The sequence below is a fragment of the Leclercia adecarboxylata genome, from assembly GCF_035787115.1.
GTDB classification, from domain to species: domain Bacteria; phylum Pseudomonadota; class Gammaproteobacteria; order Enterobacterales; family Enterobacteriaceae; genus Enterobacter; species Enterobacter adecarboxylatus_E.
Genome location: NZ_JALKTL010000006.1, coordinates 51,038 through 69,659, shown reverse-complemented (window position 1 = coordinate 69,659; position 18,622 = coordinate 51,038). Strand labels below are relative to the sequence as shown.

General features: G+C 54.8%; 13 protein-coding genes. 5 read left to right on the top strand and 8 right to left on the bottom strand.

The features are described from left to right. Nucleotides 1-10 precede the first annotated feature (10 nt). Together MXM41_RS17615 and ahr are read left to right on the top strand one after the other, a co-directional pair. Nucleotides 11-514, top strand: coding sequence for a GNAT family N-acetyltransferase (locus MXM41_RS17615; RefSeq protein WP_325933380.1), 504 nt, complete (start codon nucleotides 11-13; stop codon nucleotides 512-514). Between the two features lie 83 nt (nucleotides 515-597). Next, nucleotides 598-1,617: an NADPH-dependent aldehyde reductase Ahr gene (gene ahr, locus MXM41_RS17610; protein ID WP_325933379.1), complete on the top strand. Its 1,020-nt coding sequence runs from the start codon at nucleotides 598-600 to the stop codon at nucleotides 1,615-1,617. An 86-nt stretch (nucleotides 1,618-1,703) separates the two neighbouring features. On the opposite strand, the gene MXM41_RS17605 is transcribed toward ahr, so the two are convergent. After that, nucleotides 1,704-3,344, bottom strand: coding sequence for a dihydroxyacetone kinase subunit DhaK (locus MXM41_RS17605; protein ID WP_325933378.1), 1,641 nt, complete (start codon nucleotides 3,342-3,344; stop codon nucleotides 1,704-1,706). A 137-nt stretch (nucleotides 3,345-3,481) separates the two neighbouring features. On the opposite strand from MXM41_RS17605, the gene MXM41_RS17600 reads away from it, so the two are divergent. Continuing rightward, complete coding sequence (locus MXM41_RS17600) at nucleotides 3,482-4,984, top strand: DUF853 domain-containing protein (RefSeq protein WP_325933377.1); 1,503 nt, start codon at nucleotides 3,482-3,484, stop codon at nucleotides 4,982-4,984. On the opposite strand, the gene MXM41_RS17595 is transcribed toward MXM41_RS17600, so the two are convergent. Further along, nucleotides 4,964-5,905 carry a TIGR01212 family radical SAM protein gene (locus tag MXM41_RS17595; RefSeq protein WP_325933376.1) on the bottom strand — a complete coding sequence of 314 codons (942 nt, stop codon included), beginning with the start codon at nucleotides 5,903-5,905 and terminating at the stop codon, nucleotides 4,964-4,966. The genes MXM41_RS17600 and MXM41_RS17595 overlap by 21 nt on opposite strands. A 681-nt stretch (nucleotides 5,906-6,586) precedes the next feature. Here MXM41_RS17595 and gltB point away from each other — a divergent pair. Continuing rightward, nucleotides 6,587-11,047 carry a glutamate synthase large subunit gene (gene gltB / locus MXM41_RS17590; RefSeq protein ID WP_325933375.1) on the top strand — a complete coding sequence of 1,487 codons (4,461 nt, stop codon included), beginning with the start codon at nucleotides 6,587-6,589 and terminating at the stop codon, nucleotides 11,045-11,047. A 9-nt stretch (nucleotides 11,048-11,056) separates the two neighbouring features. Next, nucleotides 11,057-12,475: a glutamate synthase subunit GltD gene (gene gltD / locus MXM41_RS17585; RefSeq protein WP_325933374.1), complete on the top strand. Its 1,419-nt coding sequence runs from the start codon at nucleotides 11,057-11,059 to the stop codon at nucleotides 12,473-12,475. Between the two features lie 56 nt (nucleotides 12,476-12,531). On the opposite strand, the gene MXM41_RS17580 is transcribed toward gltD, so the two are convergent. From MXM41_RS17580 to sspB, 6 genes are all read right to left on the bottom strand, one after another. Next, nucleotides 12,532-13,230 (bottom strand): DUF1120 domain-containing protein, encoded by a 699-nt coding sequence (locus MXM41_RS17580; RefSeq protein ID WP_325933373.1) that lies wholly within the window; start codon nucleotides 13,228-13,230, stop codon nucleotides 12,532-12,534. Next, nucleotides 13,230-13,760 (bottom strand): hypothetical protein, encoded by a 531-nt coding sequence (locus MXM41_RS17575; protein WP_325933371.1) that lies wholly within the window; start codon nucleotides 13,758-13,760, stop codon nucleotides 13,230-13,232. The genes MXM41_RS17580 and MXM41_RS17575 overlap by 1 nt, the downstream gene beginning before the upstream one ends. After that, nucleotides 13,757-16,135, bottom strand: coding sequence for a fimbrial biogenesis usher protein (locus tag MXM41_RS17570; RefSeq protein WP_325933370.1), 2,379 nt, complete (start codon nucleotides 16,133-16,135; stop codon nucleotides 13,757-13,759). Before MXM41_RS17570 ends, MXM41_RS17575 begins: the two co-directional genes overlap by 4 nt. Before the next feature lie 20 nt (nucleotides 16,136-16,155). After that, nucleotides 16,156-16,827 (bottom strand): fimbria/pilus chaperone family protein, encoded by a 672-nt coding sequence (locus tag MXM41_RS17565; RefSeq protein ID WP_325933367.1) that lies wholly within the window; start codon nucleotides 16,825-16,827, stop codon nucleotides 16,156-16,158. A 159-nt stretch (nucleotides 16,828-16,986) separates the two neighbouring features. Continuing rightward, nucleotides 16,987-17,703, bottom strand: coding sequence for a DUF1120 domain-containing protein (locus MXM41_RS17560; RefSeq protein ID WP_325933365.1), 717 nt, complete (start codon nucleotides 17,701-17,703; stop codon nucleotides 16,987-16,989). Between the two features lie 422 nt (nucleotides 17,704-18,125). Then, the gene (sspB, locus tag MXM41_RS17555) at nucleotides 18,126-18,617 is read right to left on the bottom strand and encodes a ClpXP protease specificity-enhancing factor (protein ID WP_325933364.1); all 492 of its coding nucleotides are present in this window, start codon (nucleotides 18,615-18,617) and stop codon (nucleotides 18,126-18,128) included. Nucleotides 18,618-18,622: the final 5 nt, after the last annotated feature.

The following is an 18,622-nucleotide window of genomic DNA, read 5'->3' as shown; positions in this document are numbered from 1 at the left end:
GAGTGAAGCAATGCGTGTAAATGCTCCTGTAACGGCGCACCTGCGCCGTATCACCGCCACGGATAACCCGGCCATTGCCGGCGTTATCCGCCGGGTATCTGCCGAATACGGCCTGACGGCTGATAAAGGTTATACCGTTGCGGATCCCAATCTCGACGAACTGTACGCGGTGTACAGCCAGCCGGGGCATGCCTATTGGGTTGTCGAGCAGAACGGGCAGGTTGTGGGCGGCGGTGGCGTTGCGCCGCTCGCCTGCAGCGAACCGGACATCTGCGAACTGCAAAAAATGTATTTTCTCCCCGTCGTACGTGGTCAGGGTTTAGCGAAAAAACTGGCGTTACTGGCGCTGGATCATGCCCGCGCGCAAGGGTTTAAACGTTGCTACCTCGAAACCACCGCCTTCCTGACCGAAGCTATCAGGCTGTATGAGCACCTCGGCTTTGAGCATATCGACCAGCCGCTGGGCTGCACCGGCCATGTTGATTGCGAAGTGCGGATGCTGAAAACGCTGTAATCTCTCTTCCCGCCCCCTTCTGTTAAGCGCTTGTAAACTGAATGCTCTACACTCTCAGTTCAACACCATGAGGGGGAAAACTGATGTCAAAGATAAAAAGCTACGCCGCACCGCAGGCGGGTGCAGAACTCGAGCTGTACGAATACGATGCGGGCGAGCTGAAAGCAGAAGACGTCGAAGTGCAGGTGGATTACTGCGGCATTTGCCATTCTGACCTGTCGATGATCGATAACGAATGGGGTTTCTCACAATACCCGCTGATTGGCGGTCACGAAGTTATCGGTCGCGTCGTTGCCCTGGGCGATGCCGCACAGGATAAGGGCCTGAAAATCGGTCAGCGCGTGGGCATCGGCTGGACTGCACGCAGCTGTGGTCACTGCGACGCCTGTATCAGCGGCAACCAGATCAACTGTCTGGAAGGCGCAACACCTACCATTCTGAACAACGGCGGTTTCGCCGACAAACTGCGTGCCGACTGGCAGTGGGTTATTCCTCTGCCTGAGCAGATGGATATCGAATCTGCCGGTCCGCTGCTGTGCGGTGGGATCACGGTATTTAAACCGCTGCTGATGCACCATATCACCGCCACCAGCCGCGTGGGCGTGATTGGTATCGGTGGCCTGGGCCATATCGCCATCAAGCTACTGCATGCGATGGGCTGTGAAGTCACCGCGTTTAGCTCCAACCCGGCCAAAGAGCAGGAAGTGCTGGCGATGGGTGCCGACAAGGTAGTAAACAGCCGGGATCCAGAAGCGCTGACCACCCTGGCGGGGCAGTTCGATCTGATCATCAACACCGTGAACGTCGATCTCGACTGGCAGCCCTACTTTGAAGCGCTGGCCTATGGCGGTAATTTCCATACCGTTGGTGCCGTGATGAAGCCGCTGCCGGTTCCAGCCTTTACGCTGATTGGTGGCGACCGCAGCATCTCAGGTTCCGCCACGGGCACGCCGTACGAGCTGCGCAAACTGATGAAGTTTGCCGGGCGCACCGGTGTCGCGCCAACCATCGAAATGTACCCGATGTCGAAAATCAACGAAGCGATCCAGCATGTCCGTGACGGTAAGGCCCGTTACCGCGTGGTGTTAAAAGCGGATTTCTGAGGTGAATGTGCCGGGTGGCGGCTACGCCTGACCCGGCCTGCATGTGCTTTGTAGGCCCGGTAAGCGTAACGCCACCGGGCATTTGCCTACAACCGCACCAGTGCCGCAAACACCTCGGCCACCGCGACCGCACCCGGATCGGCCACCCCTTGCAGATTCTCTTTATTCACATACGATGAGCGCCCTGCCCCGGCTTTGCCCATATTCGTCGTGGCATCTGCCCCCTGCTTTGCCGCCCCGGCGGTAGCCTGAATCCCCTCTTTCTGCCACGCTTCCAGCGCGGGCTGCAGCGCATCGATCAAGGTGCGATCGCCCAGATCGGCGCCGCCATAGTGCTTCATTTGTGCAAGCCCGGTCAGCAAAGCATCAGGCAACGGCTTGCCGTTTCGTAGCGCCTGTCCGGCAGCGGTGAAGAAGATCGACATTAAGACTCCGCTTGACCCCCCCATTACTGTCGCCAGCCTTTCACCCACCACCAGCAATAGCTGCGGCAGATCGTTCAGCGGCAGGCGCTCGCTCTCCAGCCATTGCGCAATATCCCGCGCGCCTTGCGCAAAGGTCGAACCGGTATCGCCATCCCCTACTTTCGCATCCAGTGCGTTTAGACGGTTTTCCAGGGCGATTAACCGCTCCGTTATCGTGGCGACGTACTGTGCCACTTGCGCATTCATCGATGGGGTAAATTCCACGCTGTCATGTAGCGGCGTGTGCGCCAGCGTGCGCAGCGGCGCAAAGGCCACGGGCTTTTGCCAGCCCAGCGTCTCCACCGGTGCGTTAAGTGCCTGCTCGAGCGCCGTGTCCAGCTTCAGCAGCGATAACGAGAACCCTTTCATGTCCAACGAACTTACCAACGGCGCCGGACCAATCAAATACGCAATACGGTCCTTCAGGGCAGAGTGCGCCAGCTCTTTGGTCAACAGCGCCATCTCCAGGGCCGACACGCCGCCAAGGTTATTAATCAGGACCGCCAGTCGTCCCTCACCCGCCAGGGCCTGCAGCGGCTGCACCAGCGTATCGATAATCGCCTTGCTGTTTTGTGTCGCTACCACCGAGGCCCCGGGCTCGCCGTGGATCCCCAGCCCCAGCTCAACATGGCCGTTTTTGATACGCCCCTCTTCATCATCGCTGCCCGGCAGGTTGCAGGTTTGCATCGCCACGCCCAGACTCCAGAGGTTATCGCAGGCCTGGCGGGCCATGTCGCGCACCTCATCTAACGACTTGCCCTGTTCGGCGGCATACCCGGCGATCTTATGCACCAGCGCGGTTCCGGCGATACCACGCGGCTGCTTGTTATCCGGCAGGGCAATGTCGTCAGCCACGATCACCATCTCTACTTTGAGTCCGTAGCGTTTGGCTTTTTCTGCCGCGAGGCCAAAGTTGAGACGATCCCCGGTGTAATTTTTGACGATCAGCAGGCAGCCGCGATCGCCCGTGACAGCCACAATAGCGCTGAGCACCGCCTCGACGCTCGGCGACGCGAACAGATCGCCGCAAACGGCTGCGGTGAGCATGCCTTTTCCGACAAAACCCGCGTGCGCCGGTTCATGACCGGAGCCGCCACCGGATATGACAGCCACACGACTTTTATCCCAGTCGGCACGCGCCACCACACGAATAGCCGGATCGCTATCCAGCCTGACGAGATTGCCTTGCGGAGCAGAAATCAGCATACCTTCAATGGCATCATTAACCAGCTGTTTGCGGTCGTTGAAGAAGAATCTGGACATAGCTTTCCAATATGTTGTGAACCCTATGCAAAAGCATAGTCCGCGTTGCGTAATGCGCTGCAAACTAAGAAATTGACACATTCATTTTGCCGTCAGGTTGCCTATACTCCACGCAGGATTCCACGAGGATGCGCATCATGAGTACACCCCTGCTGATTGCCCGGACGCCGAATACCGAGCTGTTTTTACTGCCCACGATGGCAAACCGTCATGGCCTGATCACCGGGGCAACGGGCACGGGTAAAACGGTGACGTTGCAAAAGCTGGCCGAGTCGTTTTCTAACATCGGCGTGCCGGTCTTTATGGCTGATGTAAAAGGCGATCTCAGCGGTGTCGCCCGGGAGGGGGTCGCATCGGATAAGTTACTCGAACGTCTGAAGAATATCGGCGTGACCGACTGGCAGCCGCAAAGCAATCCGGTAGTGGCGTGGGATATTTTCGGCGAGAGGGGCCACCCGGTACGGGCGACCCTGTCCGATCTCGGCCCGCTGCTGCTGGCGCGTTTGCTCGATCTGAACGAGGTGCAGTCTGGCGTGCTGAACATTATCTTCCGCATTGCCGACGACCAGGGGCTGCTGCTGCTCGATTTTAAGGATCTGCGGGCCATTACGCAGTACATCGGCGATAACGCGAAAGCCTTCCAGACGCAGTACGGCAATATAAGCTCCGCCTCCATCGGCGCCATCCAGCGCGGATTACTTACCCTTGAGCAGCAGGGCGCAGAACACTTCTTCGGCGAGCCGATGCTGGATATCAAAGACTGGATGCGTACCGACAGTAGCGGTAAAGGCATTATCAACATCCTGAGCGCGGAAAAGCTCTATCAGATGCCGAAGCTGTACGCAGCCAGCCTGCTGTGGATGCTCTCTGAACTTTTTGAACAGCTGCCGGAAGCGGGCGATCTGGAAAAACCAAAGCTGGTCTTCTTCTTTGACGAAGCCCACCTGCTGTTCAGTGATGCGCCGCAGGTGTTACTGGATAAGATCGAACAGGTGATCCGCCTGATCCGTTCCAAAGGGGTGGGCGTGTGGTTTGTTTCGCAGAACCCGGCCGATATTCCCGACAACGTGCTGGGGCAGTTGGGTAATCGCGTCCAGCACGCCCTGCGCGCCTTTACGCCGAAAGATCAGAAAACCGTCAAAGCGGCGGCACAGACCATGCGCGCCAACCCGGCGTTTGATACCGAAGCGGCCATTCAGACGCTGGGTACCGGCGAGGCGCTGATCTCTTTCCTGGATGCCAAAGGCAGTCCATCCATGGTCGAGCGCGCTATGGTCATTGCTCCCAACTCCAGAATGGGGCCGATCGGCGACGACGAGCGTAACGGGTTGATCAACCACTCGCCGGTTTATGGCAAGTACGAAGATCAGGTGGACCGTGAGTCCGCATTTGAAATGCTGCAGAAAGGAGTGCAAGCCGCGACGGAGAAACAGCAGTCGCCTGCCGCAAAAGGTCAGGCTGTGGCGGTCGATGACGGTATTCTCGGCGGGCTAAAAGACATACTGTTTGGCAGCACCGGCCCGCGCGGCGGTAAGCGCGACGGGGTGGTGCAAACCATGGCGAAAAGCGCAGCGCGCCAGGTGACGAATCAGATTATACGCGGGGTGCTGGGCAGCTTATTAGGCGGACGTCGCAGGTAATGCAGGCATCCAGGGCATGCCCAGCGCCGAACCCTGCACCCCCTGCTCATTCAGATAGCGGTCGAGTTCCACCATCCCCGTCCAGCGGTTCTCGCACCACAGCGGTGCCAGCAGCGTTGGACGGCGGGCGCTGGCGGAAATACGGTGATACACCACCCCCGGCGGCGTGTGGCGAATCATCTCTCCGGCGGTGACGACATACTCATCCAGCTCGATTCCGTTCAGGCGCCCGGCCTCCCACGCTTTTGCCATAATACTGCCCCTGACGATATGCAGTGGATGCAGCTTGATGCCATCCACGCCGGTCTCTACCACCTTGTGCAGGGTTTCGAGCGCATGATGCTGCCCTTCTCCCGGCAGACCGACAATAAGATGGGTGCAGACCTTCAGCCCGCGCTCCCGCGCCAGCCGGGTGGTGCGCTGATAGCAGGCAAAATCATGTCCACGGTTGATGCGGTGCAGGGTTTTATCGTGTGCGGTCTGCAGTCCCAGTTCCAGCCAGATCTCGTATCCCTGTTCTTTATATTCACTGAGCAGATCGAGCACCGCCTCCGGTACGCAGTCGGGGCGTGTGCCGACGCATAGCCCGACAATATTCGCCTGGCTCACCGCCTGTTGATACATGGAGCGCAGCACCTGCACTTCAGCCCAGGTACTGGTATAGGCCTGGAAATAGGCCAGATACTGTTTCGCCCTGTTAACCCGCGTGGACTGATGGACGAGCTGGGCGGCGATGGACTGATACTGCTGCGCTTCGTCAGCAAAGGAGGCCACGTTACAGAAGGTACAGCCTCCGCGTCCGATAGTACCGTCGCGGTTCGGGCAGCTGAAGCCACCGTGCAGCGACAGCTTATGGACCTTTTGCCCGTATCGACGTGAAAGATCCCCACCAAACATATTGACTAATTTCTGTAACTGCATAATCTGTTAGACCGCCCCGTTGAAAGGGGACAAGCCTGCCATTTTTAACCGCCGTCGGCGATGACCTGGATCAATCGCCCCGGCGCGCTTTTACCCTTTGCATAATTAACCGGGATAATTGCAATTTCATTCATCGCCTGCTTAATTACTTTTCCTTATGTTCTACTGGTTTTTTTCATTTATATCGTCTCCGCTGAAAAACAGTGACATCATGCGGACTTTTCCTGCCTGACCAGATTAAATCCTGCTTAAATCGCACTATTCAGCATGCTACAGCGATAATACCGCTTTCATATAGTGAGTCAGATCACACTACCCCAAAGCCCACAGCAAGGTTACAGGGATGTGAAACTGGTTAATTATCTATAAAAATCAATTAATTAACCTTACTTTAGCACACTTTTGTATAAATAAGATTGCCATTTGACCTGTGTACAGATTCCCGATAAGTTGGAAATCCGCTGGAAGCTTTCTGGATGAGCAGCCTGCTCATCATATTTATGCAGTAATTGAGATTCCCTCTGAAGCAAGTCCTCAAACTTGTTTACCTGCGCGAAAAGGATATTAAGAGGGCGAATGCGAGGTAAGCGTATGAAACGCAAACCCCGTCGCCATCCTCTTTCTGTGCCTGTGCGCCACGGTTCAGTGGGAAGCCCGACGAGCCTGGGGAGGTTCACTGATATGTTGTACGATAAATCCCTTGAGAAGGATAACTGTGGTTTCGGCCTGATCGCCCACATAGAAGGCGAACCTAGCCACAAGGTAGTGCGTACCGCTATACACGCACTGGCCCGTATGCAGCACCGTGGCGCTATCCTTGCGGATGGTAAAACCGGCGACGGTTGCGGTCTGCTGCTGCAAAAACCGGATCGTTTCTTCCGCATCGTGGCGGAAGAGCGCGGCTGGCGTTTAGCTAAAAACTACGCTGTCGGCATGCTGTTCCTGAATCAGGACGCTGAAAAAGCAGCCGTATCACGCCGCATCGTCGAAGAAGAACTTCAACGCGAAACCCTGTCTATTGTCGGCTGGCGCGATGTGCCAACCAACGAAGGGGTGCTCGGTGAAATCGCCCTCTCCTCGCTGCCTCGTATCGAGCAAATTTTTGTCAACGCGCCCGCGGGCTGGCGTCCGCGTGATATGGAACGCCGCCTGTTTATCGCCCGTCGCCGCATTGAAAAACGCCTGCAGGACGATAAAGAGTTCTACGTTTGTAGCCTCTCAAACCTGGTGAACATCTATAAAGGTCTGTGTATGCCGGCTGACCTGCCGCGCTTCTACCTGGACCTGGCGGACCTGCGTCTGGAATCGGCCATCTGCCTGTTCCACCAGCGCTTCTCCACTAACACCGTACCACGCTGGCCGCTGGCTCAGCCGTTCCGCTACCTTGCGCACAATGGCGAAATCAATACCATCACCGGTAACCGCCAGTGGGCACGCGCGCGTACCTATAAATTCCAGACCCCACTGATTCCGGATCTGCACGATGCCGCGCCGTTCGTTAACGAAACCGGCTCTGACTCCAGCTCGATGGATAACATGCTGGAACTGCTGCTCGCTGGCGGGATGGATATCGTTCGCGCCATGCGCCTGCTCGTTCCGCCAGCCTGGCAGAACAACCCGGATATGGATCCGGAGCTGCGCGCCTTCTTCGACTTTAACTCCATGCACATGGAGCCATGGGATGGTCCGGCCGGTATCGTGATGTCCGACGGTCGCTTTGCCGCCTGTAACCTCGACCGTAACGGTCTGCGTCCCGCGCGCTACGTCATCACCAAAGACAAGCTGATTACCTGTGCCTCCGAAGTGGGCATCTGGGACTACCAGCCTGACGAAGTGGTCGAAAAAGGCCGCGTCGGACCTGGCGAGCTGATGGTTATCGACACCCGTGGCGGCCGCATTCTGCACTCCGCGGAAACCGATAACGATCTGAAAAGCCGCCATCCGTATAAAGAGTGGATGGAAAAGAACGTTCGCCGTCTGGTGCCGTTCGAAGATCTGTCGGATCAGGACGTGGGCAGCCGCGAGCTGGATGACGATACCCTGGCCAGCTACCAGAAACAGTTCAACTACAGCGCGGAAGAACTGGACTCCGTTATCCGCGTGTTGGGTGAAAACGGCCAGGAAGCGGTCGGCTCCATGGGTGACGATACCCCGTTCGCCGTACTCTCCAGCCAGCCGCGTATCATTTACGACTACTTCCGTCAGCAGTTTGCGCAGGTGACCAACCCGCCAATCGATCCGCTGCGTGAAGCACACGTGATGTCGCTGGCGACCAGCATCGGCCGAGAGATGAACGTCTTCTGCGAAGCCGAAGGCCAGGCGCACCGTCTGACCTTTAAGTCGCCGATCCTGCTCTACTCCGACTTTACCCAGCTCACCACCATGGAAGAGGAGCACTACCGCGCCGACACGCTCGATATTACCTTCGACGTGACTGAAGCGAGCCTCGAAGAGACGGTGAGCGCGCTGTGCGACAAAGCTGAACAGATGGTGCGTAACGGTACCGTTCTGCTGGTGCTGTCCGACCGTAACATCGCGAAGAACCGCCTGCCGGTTCCGGCACCAATGGCGGTGGGCGCGATTCAGACTCGCCTGGTTGAAAAAAGCCTGCGCTGTGATGCCAACATCATTGTTGAGACTGCAAGCGCCCGCGATCCGCACCACTTTGCCGTGCTGCTGGGCTTTGGTGCGACGGCGATTTATCCGTACCTTGCCTACGAAACGCTGGCGAAACTGGTTGACACCAACGCCATCGAAAAAGATTACCGTACCGTGATGCTGAACTACCGTAACGGCATCAACAAAGGTCTGTACAAGATCATGTCCAAAATGGGCATCTCGACCATCGCCTCTTACCGCTGCTCGAAGCTGTTCGAAGCCGTTGGTCTGCATGATGATGTCGCGGAGGTCTGTTTCCAGGGCGTGATTAGCCGCATCGGCGGAGCGAGCTTCAGCGACTTCCAGCAGGATCTGCTGAACCTGTCCAAACGCGCCTGGCTGGCACGTAAGCCACTCGATCAGGGCGGACAGCTGAAGTATGTGCACGGCGGCGAATACCACGCCTATAACCCTGATGTGGTGCGCACCCTGCAACAGGCCGTTCAGAGCGGTGAGTACAGCGATTATCAACAGTATGCTGAGCTGGTAAACAACCGCCCGGCGGCCACGCTGCGCGACCTGCTGGCGCTGAACCCGGGCGATACGGCGGTCAGCATCAATGACGTTGAACCGGCGACTGAACTGTTCAAACGCTTTGATACCGCCGCGATGTCTATCGGCGCGCTGAGTCCGGAAGCCCACGAGGCGCTGGCTGAGGCAATGAACAGCATCGGCGGTAACTCTAACTCCGGCGAAGGCGGTGAAGATCCGGCGCGCTATGGCACCAACAAAGTGTCGCGCATCAAGCAGGTCGCCTCTGGCCGCTTCGGTGTGACGCCAGCGTACCTGGTCAATGCCGATGTCATTCAGATTAAAGTCGCTCAGGGTGCAAAACCGGGCGAAGGTGGTCAGTTACCGGGTGACAAAGTCACCCCTTACATCGCTAAACTGCGCTACTCGGTACCGGGCGTGACGCTGATCTCCCCGCCGCCGCACCACGATATTTACTCTATCGAGGATCTGGCACAGCTGATTTTCGACCTGAAGCAGGTCAACCCGAAAGCGATGATCTCCGTGAAGCTGGTTTCCGAACCTGGCGTCGGCACCATCGCAACCGGTGTGGCGAAAGCCTATGCGGATCTCATCACCATCGCCGGTTATGACGGTGGTACGGGAGCAAGCCCGCTCTCTTCCGTGAAATATGCGGGTTGCCCGTGGGAGCTGGGTCTGGTTGAAACGCAGCAGGCGCTGGTAGCTAACGGCCTGCGTCACAAGATCCGTCTGCAGGTGGACGGCGGCCTGAAAACCGGCCTCGACATCATTAAAGCGGCGATTTTAGGTGCGGAAAGCTTTGGTTTCGGTACCGGTCCGATGGTGGCGCTGGGCTGTAAATACCTGCGTATTTGTCATCTGAACAACTGCGCAACCGGTGTTGCCACCCAGGACGACAAGCTGCGTAAAAACCACTACCACGGTTTGCCGTTCAAAGTGACGAATTACTTTGACTTCATCGCCCGCGAAACCCGCGAGCTGATGGCGCAGCTGGGCGTGACGCGTCTGGTGGATCTGATTGGCCGTACCGACCTGCTGAAAGAGCTGGATGGTTTTACCGCCAAACAGCAGAACCTGAAGCTGTCCCGCCTGCTGGAAACGGCTGAGCCGCATCCAGGCAAAGCGGTGTACTGCACCGAGAAAAACCCGCCGTTCGATAATGGCGTGCTGAATGCGCAACTGTTGCAGCAGGCGAAGCCGTTTGTGGATGAGAAGCAGAGCAAAACCTTCTGGTTTGATATTCGCAACACCGACCGCTCTGTGGGCGCGTCCCTCTCCGGTTACATCGCACAGACGCACGGTGACCAGGGGCTGGCAGCCGATCCGATCACCGCACACTTCAGCGGTACCGCGGGCCAGAGCTTCGGCGTGTGGAACGCCGGCGGCGTGGAACTGTATCTGACCGGCGATGCCAATGACTACGTCGGTAAAGGCATGGCGGGCGGTCTGCTGGCGGTACGTCCTCCGGTCGGCTCTGCCTTCCGCAGCTGTGATGCCAGCATCATCGGCAACACCTGTCTGTACGGCGCAACCGGTGGTCGTCTGTTTGCCGCAGGCCGTGCGGGTGAGCGTTTCGCGGTACGTAACTCCGGCGCCATCACCGTGGTGGAAGGTATCGGCGATAACGGCTGTGAATACATGACCGGTGGGATTGTCTGCGTGCTGGGCAAAACGGGCGTGAACTTCGGCGCAGGTATGACCGGTGGTTTCGCCTATGTACTGGATGAAAACGGTGAGTTCCGCAAACGCGTGAACCCGGAGCTGGTGGAAGTGCTGGACGTTGACAGCCTGGCGATCCACGAGGAGCACCTGCGCGGTCTGATTACCGAACACGTGCACCATACCGGTTCCGTGCGCGGCGAAGAGATTCTGGCGAACTGGCCAGCGTTCTCTGCGAAATTCGCGCTGGTTAAACCGAAATCCAGCGATGTTAAAGCCCTGTTGGGTCACCGTAGTCGTAGCGCAGCAGAGCTGCGTGTGCAGGCGCAGTAAGGAATTCAGATGAGCCAGAATGTTTACCAGTTTATCGACCTGCAGCGTGTGGATCCGCCGAAGAAGCCGCTGAAGATCCGTAAAATTGAATTTGTTGAAATTTATGAGCCGTTTTCAGAAGGCCAGGCCAAAGCACAGGCAGACCGCTGCCTGTCCTGCGGCAACCCATACTGCGAGTGGAAATGCCCGGTCCATAACTACATCCCGAACTGGCTGAAGCTGGCCAACGAAGGGCGTATTTTCGAAGCTGCCGAGCTGTCTCACCAGACCAACACCCTGCCGGAAGTGTGCGGACGTGTGTGTCCGCAGGACCGTCTGTGCGAAGGTTCCTGCACACTGAACGACGAGTTCGGTGCAGTGACCATCGGTAACATCGAGCGCTATATCAACGATAAAGCGTTCGAGATGGGCTGGCGCCCGGACATGACCGGCGTACGTCAGACCGACAAGCGTGTGGCGATCATCGGTGCGGGTCCGGCGGGCCTGGCCTGTGCGGACGTGCTGACCCGTAACGGCGTGAAGGCGGTAGTGTTTGACCGTCACCCGGAAATCGGCGGCCTGCTGACCTTCGGCATCCCGGCCTTTAAGCTGGAGAAAGAGGTGATGACCCGCCGCCGTGAAATCTTCACCGGCATGGGTATTGAGTTCAAACTCAATACCGAAGTGGGTCGCGACGTGCTGCTTGACGAGCTGCTGAAAGATTACGACGCCGTGTTCCTGGGCGTGGGCACCTATCAGTCAATGCGCGGTGGGCTGGACAACGAAGATGCGCCGGGCGTATACGACGCACTGCCGTTCCTGATTGCCAACACCAAACAGCTGATGGGCTACGGCGAAACCGCCGATGAGCCTTTCGTTAGCATGGAAGGCAAACGTGTGGTGGTACTGGGCGGGGGTGATACCGCGATGGACTGCGTGCGTACCTCTATTCGTCAGAATGCGGCGCACGTGATCTGTGCCTATCGTCGTGACGAAGAGAACATGCCCGGCTCAAAACGCGAAGTGAAAAACGCGCGTGAAGAGGGCGTTGAATTCCAGTTCAACATCCAGCCCCTGGGTATTGAAGTGAATGCTAACGGCAAGGTGAGCGGCGTGAAGATGGCGCGTACCGAAATGGGTGCGCCGGATGCGAAAGGCCGTCGTCGCGCGGAGATCGTCGCCGGTTCCGAGCACGTGATCCCGGCCGATGCCGTAGTGATGGCATTCGGTTTCCGCCCGCACAGCATGGAGTGGCTGGCGCAGCATAGCGTCGAGCTGGACTCCCAGGGCCGTATCATTGCTCCTGAAGGCAGCGACAACGCATTCCAGACCAGTAACCCGAAGATCTTCGCCGGTGGCGATATCGTTCGCGGCTCTGACCTGGTGGTCACCGCCATTGCCGAAGGCCGTAAAGCGGCAGACGGTATCATGAACTTCCTCGAAGTCTAAAAAACGGCCCGGTAAATATATGTTTACCGGGCCGCCTCTGTATCGCCTTTGCGCAATTACAAATAGACGATACTAATAACCGCCTCACCATCCAATGAGATCTGCTGACTGCTGCCGAGTTTATTTGCTACGGCAACGCTGACCTGTAACGGTACGCTCACGGAACTTACCGCCTGTGGCACCACCGTCCCTTTTTTTACAAAGGTATAAAAATAGCTCTCGGTTGCCGGGAGTAGATAGTGATCGAGCCTCGACCATGGGCCGCTTTTTGTTTCGGATCCGGCCATATCGACGTTTACGTTTTGACTACCGTCCAGCGCAACGATGCTGTCTGCTTTAATCAGAATCGCATAGCTACCGATACGCTTGTTTTCCGCCGTCACGCCCAGACCGAATAGCCTTGAGGCATACCCCACGTTCAGGCTGCCGTTGTGGTTAAAATGTGGACCCACAGCACGCTCTGCATCTTCCCCAATACTTACCGACGATCGTCGGGTATCCCGCGCTGTAACAGCCAGCGCCGTGGAGGATTCGCAGGCGATCGTTAAGGTTAAGTCTCGGGTGCCTAGTTGGGTATAGGCATTGGCAGATAAGCTGCCTGCATTGCGGGAACCAAAATCGGCAACACCGTTATTGCTTAGCGCCGGGGTGCAGGCCGCAGCATCCGCCGTCAGCTCAAAGTCAACGCCGACGCTATCATTCGCCGATACGGAGGCGGTCGTTAAGGCCGCCAGCAGCAGATAAACGTGTCGCATTATTGCACATCCATTTTGATTCTCAGATTGCCGCGCCAGGTCGTTCTTTCAGTGATAGCGCCGGGTTTTATCGTGGACATAACGGTGAGCGAGAGTGAGGCGGTTTTCCCGTGAGCCTCTTGTCCATTCATAAAGGCCAGCCCCTGATTAAGCCCGATATCCAGCGTCTCATTTCCTCCGGAAGTCAGGAGCGTATCAGACACCTTCACGGGAACCAGGCGTACAGGCTTATCATCGACATAGGCTCGGGAGGCGATAACACGCATTTCACCCTTGGGGCCCAGAGAAAAAGTGCCATTTTGTGGCCGCTCGCTACCTATAAAGAGGCGAATGCGTTGCGGCTCGCTGCAAACGACCTGAATCTGAATCTGCTTCTCCGGTAGCGTAATGGCTTGTCCATTGGCCTGTTGCCTTTCCGCCGCGCTGAGCCTGCTCCATGTCACTTTTTGCTGACTGGAAAAGATCTGGCACTCGGCCCAGCTGAGCGCCGGTGTGCCCAGCATGACAACCATCAGCAAGACGTGTTTCATTGGCAAACTCCTTTCGCCGTTTCATAAAAAACCCCTAACTCAGCCTTATCGGGCAATGCCAGCGTTATGCGGCAGCTATCGATTTCACCCTGAGCGACAAGCGTCTGCCGGGCGGTCGCGTTATTCAGAAACACCACCCCCTCATCCACCGACGTCGTGAGGTAATCCCCCTTATCATTGGTGATGGTCAGGTTTTTAGGTAATTTCTTACCGTTCGCCATCGTCACGTTCAGTAAAACCCGCCGCTGAGTAATGGCGTTAAACTGAACCTTACCAACCGACCCTCGTCCCTGGTTCAGCATGCGCGTGCCATTGCCGATATCCATATTCTTAGGCAGCGTTTCGGTGTTGACCTCGATACGCGATCTTTGCCAGGCATTCAGCGAAGGTAAAACGGCATAACCACGACTGTCCGTCCAGACAGGCCCCTGCGGCGTATCAATTTTTACGCCAGAAACGGGTTCAGCCAGGGATGCAATCCCGTATGTTTCACGCACCGGCAACGGCGAAAAAGTTATGCCATCCGCATGCGCTACCACTCCACCCTGTAATAAACCTGAATAGTTGCGTCGGTTTTCCCCCGCCACGCTGCCATTCAGCATCAGCTGCGTGTAGTGCAGATTGCTGCTCAGACCCGCACTAAAATTGCGATCGCCCTCTTCCCGGCCCAGTTCGGTACCCAGCATATAGGCGTTGTCGTCATTAATATTGCCGTTAATGGTAGAGCCATAGCGGGTTCTGCCGCTGTCACGCCGCGCATAAGCGCTTACGCTGCTTTGCCCAAAGGGAACGGTAACGTTCACATAAAAGAAATCTTCGTTTTTCTCATTGTCCTGGGTTCCGCTTAGTTGACGCTGCCAGTTCACTGAAATTGTTGCAGAACTCAAACTACCGCCCCAACCTGCGGTGATGTAACGTGTCCGACCCTCATTACCCCGGTTTTTCGTTTCGTAAAGGCTTGTGCTAAACGCGCCAAAATCCTTACTTTGCCACTGTAGCCCGAGCGAATACTCATGCTCCTTTGTCGCCGTATAATGCTTATCAATAAACTGCGAAAACTCGCGATAGCCCGCAGAGTAGTAGGTCGATGATGCCGTGATACTTACGCCCAACCTCGTCGCGATGCTGACATCTGCACGATAGCTCTGCCCCTGTAATGACTTCGTACGATCATATGACTGCTTCGCCTTAAGGCTGAGCAAGGTTGTCGACAATAGTGCGGTATCAATACCCACCCCCGCGGCTTGAAAATCCTTCGCCAGAATCATGCCGACGCTGGCATTGGCCTCCGGCAACACACGCCAGCCACCTGACGCGCTCATCACCACAGGCTTTTTATCGTAATCATCACTGACCTGCCCGAAGGATAAAAATAACCCGCCGGGATCTCCCATCTTCTGAAGATAGAGCGACGAAGGCATAACATAGCTATGCTGGCTGCCATCAGTTTCAACAACGGTGACATTAAGGTCGCTGTTGTAGTTTCGTAAAGGCACATCGGTGAGCATAAAGGGCCCAACCGGAACCAGTGTGGAATAGATCAAAATGCCCTGCTGACGTACTTCTACGCGAGCCTGGGATGTATTGGCAATGCCACTTATTTTTACCAACCCTTCCGGGGTTTTCAGCGCGTTTTCGGGTGCCAGGGTCACGCCATACAAACCCGTGCCTTCCAGCAGCGTATTATTCATATTGACTTCACCCATCCTGGCAGTGGTCTGTAAATCGACAAACGTACGCTGTAACCAGGTCTGACCGTTTTCGCTATTAAAACGCCCCTCGGTTTGGCTAAATAACTGCTGGCTACGCAATAACCATCCAGCGACATTTACGCCGCCTTCCAGTTGCGCCTGAGAATAGTCAGAACTGCCACCGCTATACTCGCTGCGGGAAGACATCGCCGTATAATTAATCATCGCCCCCGAACCACCCATATTAAAATGTGTGGGGTTCGAATATTGACGGCTTATTTCTTCAGGTGGAACGATTAATTCGATTAACTCCTGGCCGGGAACCGTATTTACCACCGCCTCGGGATGTTTTTCTAGATAGTTGTAACACCCTTCCTTATAATCACCGGGAATACGAATATTGGCCTGTTCCATTAACGGCCGATCAAAACAAAGCTCACCGCGCTGATCAAAACTGGCGACGAGATTGCCTTTATCGGTTCCATTAACTTTCAATGTGACCCGCGTATTTCCTGGCATAAAGCGAGCTTTGTTAGCAAAATACCCTGACACCGAGGGATCGATACCCAGAGATTTGAGTGTTTCACTATCAAACTCAACGGGGCCAGAATCAAAACCGGTAGCATTTCCTTGCCTTGAACACACTAAACTTATTGCGCACATAAGAAGCGTTCTTTTGAACATCCCTGTCCTCCCTGAACCGCTTATTGAAGCGATGCTGTGTAACGCTCCCCTTTATAGCCATAACGGCTGGCAGGATAAAATTCAACTTTCGTATCAGCCTTATCAGGCAACGTCACTGTCATACTGGTATGAGGCAGCAGATAGGTATTTTTTAACGATCCTTGCTGACCTGAAGGTAATGAGGTAAAGCCTGTTGTCATTCGTACCACATAATCCGATGGGTTCTTGACGACAATAGCATCTCCACTTTTGATCCACTGCAGATGTTTCCAGGGCGTTGCGTCCTCTTTAAGGCCGGCAGGGTGAATGATTACCGGTAAATCCTGGCGGATGGTTACAGCCAGCCTTTCTTTTCCTTTTATTTTGGGAGGAATACCTTCAAAGGTTACTCTTTTTAATTCCTGCTGGGTTAATGGCTTATCCATTTGCAACATAAAGCGTATACGCTGTACAGCTCCCGGCTCTACCCTGACGACTGGTTGTGAAACAATAAGACGGACATTTTTATTACTTTCAGGCAAATCGACAATATTTGTATAAAGCAGAGCAGGTGCCGAATCCGTATTGGTAATATTCATGCTGGCTTCGCCCTTCTCCGCATTAACAAGTAAAACAGAGGTTTCAGGCACCATTCCAGTGGCACAGGCTTGCATCGAAAGAAATAATAGTGAATAAATAACACTATGTTTCATAATAATCCCAACAACTTAATAACTATAAATAAGGGCGAATCCAGAAGGCATTGATAATTAAAAATAAGTATTTAAAAATTTTATTACAGACGATTTAAATATTTTAATGCTGTGCGACGTTTTTTTTAAAAGTTATAACATCGCACGCATTATTATATCTTAGAGATAAACAAGGCTCAGGGTTGCATTACCATCAAGGGTAATCTCATCACCACCCAGAACAGAAGTGGTCTGTACGCCTGCAGAGATTTTGAGAGGCATAGTCGCTTCTTTAAACATTTTTGGTTCAGCGGTACTGGACTTAGCAGCTACAGTCATAATACGCATATTGTCTTTAACCTGGCGGACATTTTCACCTGCAGTCCAGTTTTTGCCTGAATCATCAGACCACACCGTGGCAACCGATTCGCCATCAGCAACAACATTGGCAGAGTCAAGCATAACGGTGTACGCACCGATTTTTGCCCCATTAGATGCCAGGCCCAGACCAAAGCCGAGATAATCGTTAGTGGCTGGAGTTATTCCAGAAACGGATGGGTTAATAAATGCAGTTGAAGACAGGGCAACAGCGGAGCTGGCGCGGTTATCCATCATTTTAAAACCGACAGCCGCATTCGCTTCACAGGTGATGGTTAAGGTGACATCTTTTGTACCCAGCTGCACCAGAGAGTTACCTTCTGCCGCGTTGCGGATGGAGGCAGCTGCAATTGAACCAAATGATACTTCACCACCGTTGCTCAGGGAAGGAGAGCAAGCAGCAGGAACAATGGTACCGGTCACTTTCAGGGTGGTCTCGGTGGCAGCATTTACCTGAGCGGCCATCATCAGAGCAGCACATACACCTAAAGTGGATAACGTCTTTTTAAACTGAGTCATTTTCTTTCCTTAAATTAATTGACCAACAAGCGATCCAGCTGGTCATTTCCTTTGCTGAGTAATAGAGGGTACTATGTCAGACATAGACTATTTGTAATAAATAGTGAGGATAAGATTACAGGATATTCCTATTAATATCATTTAAGTTCACTAAAACCGCTATCAACAATATTTAATATGATAATTTACTGAAATGCGTCATCCGGATAATTGACGCCATATTTGGTGCATCCGCACCTGAATACAGTCATACTCATAGTGTAAACTTTATAAGTAATGCGGTAATTTTGATCCCAGTTATTATGTGACCGTTTAAAACCCCAACAGACCATTATTTGTAATTATGTCTCTCAGGCTTAAAATATTGACTCACCTTATGTGATGCTTTCGCAGAAATAAAAAAAGGGCCTGAGGCCCTTTTTTTATTTTACAACACGCAATGAGGGACGCCCACCGCGTGGCGGCGGGTCATTATCAGGCTCGTCATCGTGATCGGGTTTATCGCCGTCAATCACTGACATCACCGTCTCCCCTTCACTGGCGGAGGCTCCATCACCATCGTTCAGGCTGGCAACCTCTTCGTCATACGCCGCTTCCGGTTCAAACATTGTTCCGGCACCGTTTTCACGCGCATAGATAGCAAGTACGGCAGCCAGCGGCACAGAAACCTGGCGAGGCACGCCACCGAAGCGAGCGTTGAAGCGAACTTCATCGTTTGCCAGCTCCAGACCGCCTACCGCCCGTGGCGCGATGTTCAGCACAATTTGCCCGTCGCGTGCGTATTCCATCGGAACCTGCACGCCCGGTAACGTCACATCCACTACCAGGTGCGGCGTGAGCTGGTTATCCAGCAGCCATTCATAGAAGGCACGCAGCAGATACGGACGGCGCGGAGACAGCTGTGACATTTCCACAATGA

Coding starts and splice junctions, on each gene's coding strand:
- MXM41_RS17615 (WP_325933380.1), top strand. CDS start 11: ATGCGTGTAAATGCTCCTGTAACGGCGCACCTGCGCCGTATCACCGCC.
- ahr (WP_325933379.1), top strand. CDS start 598: ATGTCAAAGATAAAAAGCTACGCCGCACCGCAGGCGGGTGCAGAACTC.
- MXM41_RS17605 (WP_325933378.1), bottom strand. CDS start 3,344: ATGTCCAGATTCTTCTTCAACGACCGCAAACAGCTGGTTAATGATGCC.
- MXM41_RS17600 (WP_325933377.1), top strand. CDS start 3,482: ATGAGTACACCCCTGCTGATTGCCCGGACGCCGAATACCGAGCTGTTT.
- MXM41_RS17595 (WP_325933376.1), bottom strand. CDS start 5,905: ATGCAGTTACAGAAATTAGTCAATATGTTTGGTGGGGATCTTTCACGT.
- gltB (WP_325933375.1), top strand. CDS start 6,587: ATGTTGTACGATAAATCCCTTGAGAAGGATAACTGTGGTTTCGGCCTG.
- gltD (WP_325933374.1), top strand. CDS start 11,057: ATGAGCCAGAATGTTTACCAGTTTATCGACCTGCAGCGTGTGGATCCG.
- MXM41_RS17580 (WP_325933373.1), bottom strand. CDS start 13,230: ATGCGACACGTTTATCTGCTGCTGGCGGCCTTAACGACCGCCTCCGTA.
- MXM41_RS17575 (WP_325933371.1), bottom strand. CDS start 13,760: ATGAAACACGTCTTGCTGATGGTTGTCATGCTGGGCACACCGGCGCTC.
- MXM41_RS17570 (WP_325933370.1), bottom strand. CDS start 16,135: ATGTTCAAAAGAACGCTTCTTATGTGCGCAATAAGTTTAGTGTGTTCA.
- MXM41_RS17565 (WP_325933367.1), bottom strand. CDS start 16,827: ATGAAACATAGTGTTATTTATTCACTATTATTTCTTTCGATGCAAGCC.
- MXM41_RS17560 (WP_325933365.1), bottom strand. CDS start 17,703: ATGACTCAGTTTAAAAAGACGTTATCCACTTTAGGTGTATGTGCTGCT.